Raw genomic sequence first — 12033 nt, 5'->3', positions numbered from 1 at the left:
TCAAATCAGTCTCCTCTTCTAAGATTTTATACCTTAGACCCAAATACATATTGAAGATTCATATATTGTCAAATTGGTTCGTCTGTTAGCATTACTTTTATTACAAAAGCCCTATCATATTTTTTCATCTCATCTTCTGTCAATCTACTTGTATAACTACCTTCAGATGAAGTTCTGCTTACATAAGCACCAACAATGGCTTGTTCACCTCGCTCCAAATGAACTTCATTGTTTAAAAATTTTGAATGAACATTACTTAATGGAGTTGATAGTTTAAAATCTGAAATTGGTCCCCAAGATAATGATTCTCCAGAAGAGCTTTTTGATGAAACTACTAATTCAAAGCATGCATTTTCACTCGTGCAAGTATTCAAAAGTGAATAAACAAACTTACCTGTACTTGTTAAATCATTTACCATATATTCGCCCAATACATTTGATTGTGTTATTTCTTCTCCAAATTCATAAATATGATAAGAAAATAAAATTACATCTTCATCTTTATTCTTGCTGTTTTCCGATTTATACTCATAATTTACTGCACCAACAAACCAATCAATAAACAAGTTATTTAAAATCTCAGCATCACCTTTGTTAAAAGGAATAGGTGTTAAAGTAAGTACATGATCTATTGGTGTGTGAACTTCGTCTAATAGTTGAGATTTTTGATTTTGTTGATAACAACCAGTTAGATAAATGGATATTGAAGCAAACAAAATCAATATGTTTATTATTTTAATCATTACACCTCCTCAAAACTTTGAAACTAGTATTCTGATTTAAGATTCAATTACTTCAATTGGGAGTTCTTCTTTTATCAGCACATCCGTAATCATTTACACTAGAACAAAGTGAACTAGTAATCGTAGATGTTTATGCTGCACCAAATAAAGTAAAACTTCCATCAGTAGGGTAATCCTTCATCCTCCACTGATGGTTTGTTGAACCAATCAGGTAAATACTAACCCTTATACCTTAGGGGTCAATTGACACGTGATAAGATGCATTTTTTCATAGCTATTAAAGCTCCATTTACAATTACGCATTAAATAATAATTAATCACAATTACCATACCCAAATAATGGTAATTAAACAACTACTATATAAATAGTATTGATTGATACTTGATATATATTCTTTTGAGTAGAAGTATTTGTTACACTGTATACTCTTGTTTTCATTTTTGTAACATTTAGATGACAATACAAAATTGTGTAAAAAAACATGCTAAAATAATACTTGATTTAGTATTATGTAACATCAGTCTATTAAGAAAGAAGTGGTGTTTCATTATGAAGCAAGTGTTTACCCTTCTTGTACTGACGTTCGTTCTTGGCGCATGCCAAACGGTTGATGGAAATTCAATCGATGATATAAATCAAAATGACAAAGGGTATCAAGTAATTTTCTTTTCGAATGAAGATTATCTTGAATATGAAGGAAATTACTACGATGTTCTTCTTGATCTCAAGAAACAATACCCAAAGGAAACCGTTAATATCATCATCGTTCAGTCATCAAGCAACAACAAACTCGTCGAACACTTTAATGTGGAAGAATATCCAACACTTATTATTCAGAAAGATGGAGAAATAATCTCCACACTGGCGGGTGTATACGACAAAGAAATCATTTATGAAAGTATTTTGAATGTCATTAATGAATAGAAAAGACCTTCACATTCGGTTAACGAATGATGAAGGTCTTTTCTATTCATATCCATAAAAAAAATGCACACTAAATTTTCAGTGTGCATTTTTTGATAAAACTTACTTCACCATGTGAATAGGGCTACCTAGAGCAACTTCCGCTGCTTCCATCGTAATCTCACCTAAAGTTGGGTGAGCATGGATTGTTAGTGCCACATCTTCTGCTGTCATACCAGCTTCAATTGCAAGACCAAGCTCAGAAATCATATCTGATGCGTTAGGACCAGCAATTTGTGCACCAATGATTAGACCGTCTTCTTTACGTGTTACTAACTTTAAGAAACCGTCAGTTTCATTAAGTGATAACGCACGACCATTTGCTGCGAATGGGAACTTAGAAGCTTTTACTTCTAGACCAGCTTCCTTCGCTTCAGTTTCAGTATAACCAACTGATGCTAGTTCAGGCTCACTGAATACGACTGCTGGAATACCATGATAGTCAATTTCAGAAGATTCCCCACTGATAGCTTCAGCAGCAATCTTACCTTCGTAAGAAGCTTTATGTGCAAGTGGTGGACCTTCAACAACATCACCAATTGCAAAAATATTGCTTACAGACGTACGGCACTGTTTGTCGATTTTAACTATACCACGTTCAGTTAGTTCAACACCTGCTTGCTCTAAACCAAGCTCATCTGTATTTGGCTTTCGACCTACCGTTACTAATACGTAATCAGCTTCGAATTTTTCTTCTTTGCCCTTAACTTCTGCTGTAACGATAACACCATTTGCAGTTTCTTCTACACCTTTAGCCATAGCTTTCGGGTGAATTGATACACCTTTTTTCTTCAGGCGTTTCTTAACGACTTGACGCATTTGCTTTTCAAATCCCATTAAGATATCTTCTCCACCTTCAAGGATTGTAACTTCAGTATCAAAGTTGGCATATGCAGTACCAAGTTCAGTACCGATGTATCCACCACCAATTACAATTAGCTTTTTAGGAATGTCCTTCAAGCTAAGTGCACCAGTTGAATCCAATACACGATCTGAATATTTAAAGGTTGGAAGTTCAATTGGGCGTGAACCAGTTGCGATAATTGCATTGTTGAACTTGTATGTTTGTGCACTATTTTCATCCATAATGCGAACTGTATTGCTATCTACGAAGAAAGCTTCTCCAGAAAGAATCTCAACTTTGTTACCTTTAAGAAGTGTTTCAACACCGCCTGTTAATTTCTTAACAACACTTTGCTTCCACTCTTGAACTTTAGTAAAATCAACCTTTACATTTTCAGTTGTAATTCCCATATCTTCAGAACCTTTAGACTCTTCATAGCGATGACCTGCATTGATTAGAGCTTTTGAAGGGATACAACCGATATTTAAGCAAACTCCACCAAGTGTACCTTTGTCAACTATTGCTACTTTTTGACCTAATTGTGCTGCACGAATTGCTGCAACATATCCTCCAGGTCCTGCACCAACAACGAGCGTATCAAGTTCGATCGGGAAATCTCCTACTACCATAGCATTACGCCTCCATTACTAATAATTGTGGGTCATTCAATAGTCGTTTGATGTGGTTCAATGCATGTTGCGCTGTCGCACCATCGATCATACGGTGGTCAAAGCTTAATGATAAAGCAAGCACTGGAGCTGCAACAATTTCACCATCTCTTACAACTGGTTTTTCTGCAATACGACCAATACCTAAAATTGCAACTTCTGGATGGTTAATTACTGGTGTAAACCATTGTCCACCAGCAGAACCGATGTTAGTAATTGTGCAAGATGCACCTTTCATCTCATCACCAGATAGTTTTCCTTCACGCGCTTTAACAGCTAATTCATTAATCTCAGAAGAGATATTGAAAATAGACTTACGGTCAGCGTCTTTTACAACTGGTACGAGAAGACCTTTATCTGTATCTGCTGCAATACCGATGTTGTAATAATGTTTTTGAACTATTTCTTGTGTAGCATCATCAAGCATTGTATTAAGCACTGGGTATTCACGAAGTGCACTTACTAATGCCTTAACTACATATGGGAGGTACGTAAGCTTAATGCCTTTATCAGCAGCAACAGCTTTAAATTGCTTACGGTGTGCTACAAGTGCAGTTACGTCTACCTCATCCATTAATGTTACATGTGGTGCAGTGTGCTTCGAATTCACCATTGCTTTTGCAATTGCTTTACGAATCCCGCTCATTTTCTCACGAGTCTCAGGGTATTGTCCAGCAGGAACTACTGGTGCAGCTGGAGCTGTTGGTTCTGAAGCAGGCGCTGCTTGCGCTTCAACTTGTGTTTCTTCTTTAACTTCTACTACTGGTGCTTCTTCTGCAACTGGTGCACCACCGTTTTTGAAGTTATCAACGTCCTCTTTAAGAATTCGACCGTTCTTACCTGTACCACTAATTTGGCGGATATCTAAGCCAAGTTCACGAGCATATTTACGAACCGATGGCATCGCAATGATACGGATATCAACCTTTTCACCATTCTCATCCGCTACTGGAGCAGCCTTTGTTTCTACTGGAGCTTCAGCTTTTTCCTCTGTTGCAGGCGCTTCTTCAGTTGCACTACTATCATCAGAACCACTATCTTCAAAACCTTCTGCATTGAATGTTACAACAACATCACCAACGATTGCAGTTTCACCTTCATTAACAAGGATTTCTTTAACAGTTCCATCAACTGGACAAGGGATTTCTACTACTGCTTTGTCGTTTTGCACCTCTGCCAGTACGTCATCCTCTTTTACTACATCTCCAGGTTTAACGAACCATTTTACAATTTCACCTTCATGAATACCTTCACCAATATCAGGCAGTTTGAATTCAAATGCCACGGTAAACGACCTCCTCGCATATATTTAATGTACTTTCTTATCGGAATGTGTAAGAAGAAACCAGAATGATCCGGTTTCTTCCCTATCATGTTGTTTTAAAACGAATTAGAAGTTGATAACTTGTTTCGCTTTTTCAACGATATCTTTATGATTTGGTAACCATACTTCTTCTGCTGCTGAGAATGGATAAACTGTATCTGGAGCAGCTACACGAAGCACTGGTGCTTCTAAGTGAAGAATACCACGGTCATTGATTTCAGCTACAACGTTAGCTGCAATACCTGCTTGTTTTTGAGCCTCTTGAACTACAATTGCGCGACTCGTTTTCTTCACAGATTCCATAATTGTATCAATATCAAGTGGGCTAACCGTACGAAGGTCAATTACTTCCGCTTCGATACCCTCTTTTTGTAATTCTTCTGCAGCTTTCAAAGAAGACTGCACCATTGCACCATAAGCAATGATTGAAATATCTTTTCCTTCACGCTTCACGTCTGCTACACCGATAGGAACTGTGTAAGCTTCTTCAGGTACTTCTTCTCGGAATGAGCGATAAAGTTTCATATGCTCAAGGAAGATTACTGGATCATTGTCACGGATTGCAGAGATTAACAAACCTTTTGCATCATAAGGATTTGATGGAATAATCACTTTAAGTCCTGGTTGTTGAGCCATTAGCCCTTCTAAGCTATCAGCGTGTAGCTCTGGTGTATGTACACCACCACCGAATGGTGAACGAACAGTAATTGATGCTGTTTTAGTACCACCTGAACGGTAACGCATACGTGCCATTTGACCACTGATCGCATCCATTACTTCATATACGAAACCGAAGAACTGGATTTCTGGAACTGGACGGAAACCTTCAAGTGCAAGTCCAACTGCAAGACCACCGATTCCAGATTCAGCTAACGGTGTATCGAATACTCGATCTTCACCGAACTCATCTTGAAGACCTTCAGTTGCACGGAATACACCACCATTTTTACCAACGTCTTCACCGAAGACGAGTACGTTTTCGTCATTTTTCAACTCAATGCGCAACGCATCCGTAATCGCTTGAATCATTGTCATTTGTTGGCCCATGTTACTTCGACTCCTTTGCTGCGTATTCTTCTCTTTGCTCTTTCAAGTTGTAAGGAAGCTCTTCATACATCATATCCATTAATTGAGTAACAGTTTGTTTTGGTGTTTGGTCAGCTTCTTTAATCGCTGCTTTAATGTCTTCTTTCGCTTGTTCAACCACTTTTTCTTCTTCTTCTTGAGACCAGATACCTTTGTTCTCAAGGAACTTACGGAAACGAACAAGTGGATCTTTCTTCTCCCATTCATTATCAAGGTCTTCTGTACGATAGCGTGTTGGGTCATCCCCAGCCATAGTATGTGGACCATAACGATATGTTAGTGTTTCAATTAGTGTTGGACCTTCACCGTTTACAGCACGGTCACGCGCTTCTTTTGTCGCTGCATATACTGCTAGTACGTCCATACCATCAACTAGTACACCTGGAATTCCAACTGCAACTGCTTTTTGTGCAACTGTTTTTGCAGCAGATTGCTTCTCAACAGGTGTAGAAATAGCGAAACGGTTATTTTGTACAACGAAGATTGCTGGCGCTTTATACGCACCTGCAAAGTTCATACCTTCATAGAAGTCACCTTGTGATGCACCACCATCACCTGTATAAGTAATTGCTACTGAATCTTTCCCACGCTTTTTCAAACCAAGCGCAACACCAGCAGCTTGTGTAATTTGAGCACCGATAATAATTTGTGGGCTTAATGCATTCACACCTTCAGGCATTTGATTACCTACATAGTGTCCACGAGAGAATAAAAATGCCTTAGTTAGTGGAAGACCGTGCCAAATTAATTGTGGAACATCACGATAACCTGGTAAGATCCAGTCTTGTTTCTCTAATGCATACTGTGTTCCTAATTGAGAAGCTTCTTGTCCAGCAGTAGGTGCATAGAACCCTAAACGTCCTTGACGATTTAATGAAATAGAGCGTTGGTCAAGAATACGTGTATACACCATACGTGTCATTAGTTCTTTTAGTTGTTCATCTGAAAGATCAGGCATCGCGTCTTGGTTAACAACTTCGCCCTCTTCATTCAATACTTGCAATGTCTCAAATTGCTCTTCGACTTTTTGAAGAATTGTTTTCTTTCTAGCCATACTTTTCACCTCATCCTTTCTTCATTACAATATAATGTTAACGAAATGCAGTTCGTCCATCTTAAACACCTCTTAGTTTACCCAAAAAGAAAAAGACAAATGACGCATTTTCATTGAGAAAGTCTCAACCCATAAGTAAAACTTTAATCTTGTAGTCGAACTTTCCATATTTAATTTAGAAATTTTCGAGAACAGCCTGCCCCTTCATTTCTAACTTATTATAAGAAAAGCTGTAATTCACTTCCCTTAATTCACAAAAGTCACTATGTTCTTTTCCTAGTATCAAAGGAAATAAACCACATTTCCACGAAAGCACTTCTTGCATAGTGAATATCCTGTATTAATTGTAACGTTTTATTAAGTTAGTACAATTTCTAATACAAGATTCAGTTTACTATATGAATCGAATAGTAGTCAAACACTTTATCTTATATAACTTTATTTAATTCATTTTCTAAAAACACATAATAACACTTTCTTCAAATATTCTACCTGTATTAATACAATTCCAAAACCTGTATCACTAAAATGTAAACAGTTACAAAAACAAACTTTTGAATACTTCACGTTCAAGATTTCTCTTCGCGTATTGCCGATAGTTAAGTGAACCAATCATGTAGTTACAAAATTATTATTAACAAAAGTAAACGAACAAAGCCTCTATTAGACAACAAAAAAAACCGTCGTGTTTATGTAAATACAGACGGTTTCTTCATATAATGTTCGAACATAATGGCTAAATGCAGAAGCTCTTGTTTTCTCATATACCAATTTGTTATACATACTTTTTTAAGTTTAGTATTCGATTGAAACCACTTTTCTATCTTTTTATCTGAAGCTTCCCAATTCAAATATCGATGTTGATTATGATTAATAACTGGATAGATTAATCTTAGTGGTAATGTTTGAGACGATACATATTGTTTGAGGTAGTGTTCATAATCTTTACGCGCACCAGTATGTGTAACAGAATCAGCAAACTCATAAAACATTGAATAATACTCTGGATGAAATAGAAGCAACGCGAGTTTCTTCCCTAATATTATTCGATCCTCTAGGTTACAAAAATTTTTAACACTTATGCCGTATAAATCTCCTTCCTTAGTAGGAAAAATGACACTACTAAAGTGCAACCAATCTTGAAAATGAAAACAAAACGAATGAAAAACCTTTTTCTTGTAAAAAGGATGCTCTATAATTGGCTTTTGGATCAAGTTTTGTTCATTAATTATTAATGAAGTCATTAATCGGTTTCGATCACCCGTTCTCCAAAAGTGCTTCCATTCATAGATCATAAATGGGGAAACAGAAAAAGTAGACAACAAATGAAATAACGGCCGATTAAGTTTCTTTGACCACTCATATATAAGTAATTGTGAGAATGCATCTTGAAAAATAAGCCAGTTTGCCCGTTCATATGTAATAAAAATTTGATGACGTAACTCTTTTTTTATGCATAATGGAAACCAACCACCTTCTAAATCCGTCATATTATAACCAGCGTTGCGTGAAACCATGCTCGCTAGAAGTGACCATTTTATTTCACGGTGTCGTTTATAATAACTGAAATAAGCGTTCGTTCTAGATATATTATCCAAATTATCGAATTTTACATGACTTCGAACAGCATCAATTATCGTTTCATCCGATAGTTTAGATACCTTATTAATCGAATAAACCATTCGTAATCACCTCAGTCTTATCATGCAACCTTAGTATCTTTTTTAACCTTTTTAACATATAAGCTCTAAAAGCATGGTATGATGATATTTTATTCTAATGATTATTGCTTCTGAATTTTGTCTGTTTAACGTAATTTTTATGTTAACGTCACAAAATATACAGAACTACTTTAATTTCTTGTAGATTAAAATAAGTTACCCTAAAAAAAACAAATCATGATACGAAAAGGATGGAGAGGTGAAGAAGATGGTATATCGCTACCCAAATGGGAAGCCTTACCGTCCAAGTGAAGGAAAACAAAAACGTTCACCACAATATCAAAGAGAAAGCTTCAGCAACCGTGGAATGACATTGGAGGAAGATATAAATGAAACGAACAAATACTATTTAGAAAATGGGATAGCTGTAATCCATAAGAAACCAACACCTATTCAAATTGTTGATGTCCATTATCCAAAGAGAAGTGCTGCTGTCATTAAAGAAGCTTATTTCAAACAGCCTTCTACTACCGACTTCAACGGAGTCTATCGTGGTCATTATATTGACTTTGAAGCGAAGGAAACGAAGAATAAAACATCCTTCCCTTTAAAAAACATTCATCCACATCAAATTCAACATTTACAGCGCGTCAAAGCTCAAGATGGGATTAGTTTTATATTGATCCGATTTTCACTGACTGAACAAATCTTCTTAATGAACACAGATGACTTGTTAGTTTTTTGGGAAAGAATGGAAAGTGGAGGTCGTAAGTCAATTACTAGAAATGAAATAGAAGACTGCTGCCACTCCATTTCACTTGGATATCATCCTAGAATTGACTATTTAGCAGTTATCGATAAAATATATTTTGAAACTAGAGCTGAAAGGTAGGTTCCAGCTATGTCAGACGAATACAAATCTAGACAAGAACGACGAAAAAAACAAATGACACAGAAAACAACGAAACCTAAAAATAATAAAAATAAAAAAAGTAAAAAAACAGGTGGTCAAATTTTTAAACGAATACTATTTTTAATGATCGTTTTAGGTGGCCTACTCGTTGCAGGCGGAGGTATTTATGCATTCTCCATCATTCAAAGTGCACCAGACCTTGACTTAAATCAGTTAAAGGACCCGCTTTCATCCAAAGTTTATGATATGAATGGTGAACTTATTGCTGAATTAGGGATAGAAAAACGAACAAAGGTATCCATTGACGAAATACCTCAAGTTGTTCAAGATGCATTCATTTCAACAGAAGACATTCGATTTGAAGATCATTTTGGAATAGATATTCGCCGAATCGGAGGTGCAGTTATTGCAAACTTCAAAGAAGGTTTCGGTGCTGAAGGAGCAAGTACGATTACACAACAAGTTGTAAAGCGTTCCTTCCTATCACCAGATAAAAACTTAACTAGAAAAATTCAAGAAGCATGGCTCTCAATTAAACTCGAACAACAATTAGAAAAATGGCAAATACTTGAAATTTATTTAAATAAAATCTATTTTGACAATGGGGTTTATGGAGTTGCCAAAGCAGCAGAGTTTTATTTTGATAAACCACTTAGTGAATTAACAATTGAGGAAGCTGCATTACTTGCAGGTATGCCGAAAGCACCAGCTTATTACGACCCATTTGAACATCCTGAAGCAGCCGAGGGACGTCGCAATGTTGTTATTGGATTAATGGAGAAAAATAATACGATCACCGCTGAACAGGCAGCAACAGCTAAAAGTATCCCACTTGAAGATACATTAGCAACCGGACAAGAAGACTTCTCGCCATACAATGCATTCTTAGACCGTGTTATTGATGAAGTAAATGAACTAGAGGATGTTGATATTTATTCAAGTGGTTTAAAGATTCATACTACACTTGACCCTAATGCACAACAGTTTATGGAGAGCATGTTGTATACAAATGATATTATTGCTTATCCAAATGATCGCTTTCAAGCAGGGATAGTTTTGACTGATACGAAAACAGGTGAAATTCGAGCTATTGGTGGAGGTCGCAACAATAATACAGAACGTGGTTACAATTATGCAACGGATATTAACCGTCAACCAGGTTCAACCGCTAAACCGATCTTTGCTTATGGTCCAGCAGTTGAATACTTAAAATGGTCGACATATCATCAACTCGTCGACGAAAAGTATCAATATTCAAATGGTACACCAATTAATAACTGGGATAATAAGTATAAGGGTCAAATGACTATGCGTACGGCTCTAGCATTATCTCGTAATGTGCCAGCACTAAAAGCACTTCAAGAAGTTGGGCTTGATAATTCTCGTGATTTTGCTTCTGGACTTGGTTTAAACTTACCTGATGCGATATATGAATCATATTCGATTGGTGGATTTAATGGTTTATCACCTATGGAATTAGCAGGTGCATACAGTGCGTTCGGAAATGGTGGTATATTTAACGCACCACATGCTGTAACAAAGATCGAATTCCCAGATGGTGAAATTGTTGATATGAAACCAGAACCACAAGCAGCAATGAGTGATTATACAGCCTTCATGGTTACTGATATGTTGAAGTCTGTTATGACTTACGGAACAGGTACAGGAGCTAACGTATCTCGACTAAACATTGCAGGTAAAACTGGTACGACAAACTTTGATCAAGCAACATTGAACAAATATGGAATTCCAAGTAGTTCTGTACCAGATAGCTGGTTTGCAGGTTATACGCCTGAATATACTGCTGCAGTATGGACTGGATATTCAGAAACATCGTCAGAAAACCATCTAGATTACAACCAAAAACAGATCGCTAAACAATTATTCAAGCAATTGTTTGAACATATCTATAGTGGAAAATCAAGCGACGATTTCCAACGTCCAAGCAGTGTCGTACGTGTTAACGTTGAAGAAGGAACAAACCCTGCTCAACTACCAAGTGATAATACTCCTAAAGATAAAATAACTTGGGAGTACTTCGTAAAAGGAACAGAACCTACGAAGGTATCTGAACAATACAAACCACTTAATCCAGTTGATGGTTTACGAAGTGATTATACAAAACCGCTTGATCGAATTCTCATACAATGGGAATATAATAATGAGGATGATATCGTATTTGAAGTTCAACAATCGATCAACGGTAGTCAGTTCCAAACAGTACAGACAACAAAAGAAAATTTCTTAGTCATTAATAACCCTGTAAAAGGTGCAGATTATCAATTCCAGGTCATCGCTAAAACAGAATCAAATGCAAGTGAACCAGTTACAACACGTGTTAAAATTCCAGGGCGTTACAATGACGATTTACTCCCTCCAGGATTTGACAGTGATATAACTGATCATGATAAAAAGAAAGACGATAAAAAGAAGGACGACAAAAAGAAAGACAAGAAAAAAGATGATGAACCTCATGAATCAGAACCTGATGAAGATTTTAATGACGAGTATGATGAAACTCATGAGACAGAACCTTATGAAGAATTTGTTGACGAGCAAAATCGAATTTTTATTGAAAATTAAACTTATACTGATGAAATATTGATTCATAATGGCCATTAATTAACTTTAAAAAACCCGCCCTCTCACAATGATATGCTCCCCCATAGATAGACAGTTTAAAAAATATAAATCTGGCTGCTTATGGGGGAGTATTTATTATGTCCAAAAGATCTTACTCTGTAGAAGAGAAATACGAGATATTAAAATCTTCATC

9 protein-coding genes are annotated in these 12033 nt (G+C 36.4%); 3 read left to right on the top strand and 6 right to left on the bottom strand.

Annotation, left to right across the window (positions count from 1 at the left end; genetic code table 11):
• Positions 1 to 68: 68 nt before the first annotated feature.
• Entirely contained in the window at positions 69 to 743 is a 675-nt protein-coding gene (locus BFG57_RS03205; RefSeq protein WP_069716030.1) for a hypothetical protein, read from the bottom strand.
• 550 nt (positions 744 to 1293) lie between these two features.
• Here BFG57_RS03205 and BFG57_RS03200 point away from each other — a divergent pair.
• Positions 1294 to 1668 (top strand): thioredoxin domain-containing protein, encoded by a 375-nt coding sequence (locus BFG57_RS03200; RefSeq protein WP_069716029.1) that lies wholly within the window; start codon positions 1294 to 1296, stop codon positions 1666 to 1668.
• A 102-nt stretch (positions 1669 to 1770) separates the two neighbouring features.
• Here the strand turns inward: BFG57_RS03200 and lpdA are convergent, their stop codons facing one another.
• From lpdA to BFG57_RS03175, 5 genes are all read right to left on the bottom strand, one after another.
• Positions 1771 to 3180 (bottom strand): dihydrolipoyl dehydrogenase, encoded by a 1410-nt coding sequence (gene lpdA, locus BFG57_RS03195; protein WP_069716028.1) that lies wholly within the window; start codon positions 3178 to 3180, stop codon positions 1771 to 1773.
• A 4-nt stretch (positions 3181 to 3184) separates the two neighbouring features.
• Positions 3185 to 4504 (bottom strand): dihydrolipoamide acetyltransferase family protein, encoded by a 1320-nt coding sequence (locus tag BFG57_RS03190; protein WP_069716027.1) that lies wholly within the window; start codon positions 4502 to 4504, stop codon positions 3185 to 3187.
• Positions 4505 to 4609: 105 nt separating this feature from the next.
• A complete protein-coding gene (locus BFG57_RS03185) occupies positions 4610 to 5590 on the bottom strand; it encodes an alpha-ketoacid dehydrogenase subunit beta (RefSeq protein WP_069716026.1) in 981 nt (326 codons plus the stop codon).
• A gap of 1 nt (position 5591) precedes the next feature.
• On the bottom strand, positions 5592 to 6683 hold the full coding sequence (gene pdhA, locus BFG57_RS03180; RefSeq protein WP_069716025.1) for a pyruvate dehydrogenase (acetyl-transferring) E1 component subunit alpha: 1092 nt from the start codon (positions 6681 to 6683) through the stop codon (positions 5592 to 5594).
• Positions 6684 to 7372: 689 nt separating this feature from the next.
• The gene (locus BFG57_RS03175) at positions 7373 to 8365 is read right to left on the bottom strand and encodes a DUF2515 domain-containing protein (RefSeq protein ID WP_069716024.1); all 993 of its coding nucleotides are present in this window, start codon (positions 8363 to 8365) and stop codon (positions 7373 to 7375) included.
• Between the two features lie 247 nt (positions 8366 to 8612).
• Between BFG57_RS03175 and recU the strand changes: the two genes are divergently transcribed.
• Positions 8613 to 9236: a Holliday junction resolvase RecU gene (gene recU / locus BFG57_RS03170; RefSeq protein WP_069716023.1), complete on the top strand. Its 624-nt coding sequence runs from the start codon at positions 8613 to 8615 to the stop codon at positions 9234 to 9236.
• Between the two features lie 9 nt (positions 9237 to 9245).
• The gene (locus tag BFG57_RS03165) at positions 9246 to 11840 is read left to right on the top strand and encodes a transglycosylase domain-containing protein (protein ID WP_069716022.1); all 2595 of its coding nucleotides are present in this window, start codon (positions 9246 to 9248) and stop codon (positions 11838 to 11840) included.
• Positions 11841 to 12033 lie beyond the last annotated feature (193 nt).

Source organism: Bacillus solimangrovi (assembly GCF_001742425.1).
GTDB lineage: Bacteria > Bacillota > Bacilli > Bacillales > Bacillaceae_N > Bacillus_AV > Bacillus_AV solimangrovi.
Note: the sequence above shows the minus strand (reverse complement) of the source record. Positions and strands in the feature narration are given on the sequence as shown.

What these genes read in the sequence shown, in the direction of transcription:
- recU (WP_069716023.1), top strand. Translation starts at nt 8,613, where the DNA reads ATGGTATATCGCTACCCAAATGGGAAGCCTTACCGTCCAAGTGAAGGA.
- BFG57_RS03185 (WP_069716026.1), bottom strand. Translation starts at nt 5,590, where the DNA reads ATGGGCCAACAAATGACAATGATTCAAGCGATTACGGATGCGTTGCGC.
- BFG57_RS03165 (WP_069716022.1), top strand. Translation starts at nt 9,246, where the DNA reads ATGTCAGACGAATACAAATCTAGACAAGAACGACGAAAAAAACAAATG.
- lpdA (WP_069716028.1), bottom strand. Translation starts at nt 3,180, where the DNA reads ATGGTAGTAGGAGATTTCCCGATCGAACTTGATACGCTCGTTGTTGGT.
- BFG57_RS03205 (WP_069716030.1), bottom strand. Translation starts at nt 743, where the DNA reads ATGATTAAAATAATAAACATATTGATTTTGTTTGCTTCAATATCCATT.
- BFG57_RS03200 (WP_069716029.1), top strand. Translation starts at nt 1,294, where the DNA reads ATGAAGCAAGTGTTTACCCTTCTTGTACTGACGTTCGTTCTTGGCGCA.
- BFG57_RS03175 (WP_069716024.1), bottom strand. Translation starts at nt 8,365, where the DNA reads ATGGTTTATTCGATTAATAAGGTATCTAAACTATCGGATGAAACGATA.
- pdhA (WP_069716025.1), bottom strand. Translation starts at nt 6,683, where the DNA reads ATGGCTAGAAAGAAAACAATTCTTCAAAAAGTCGAAGAGCAATTTGAG.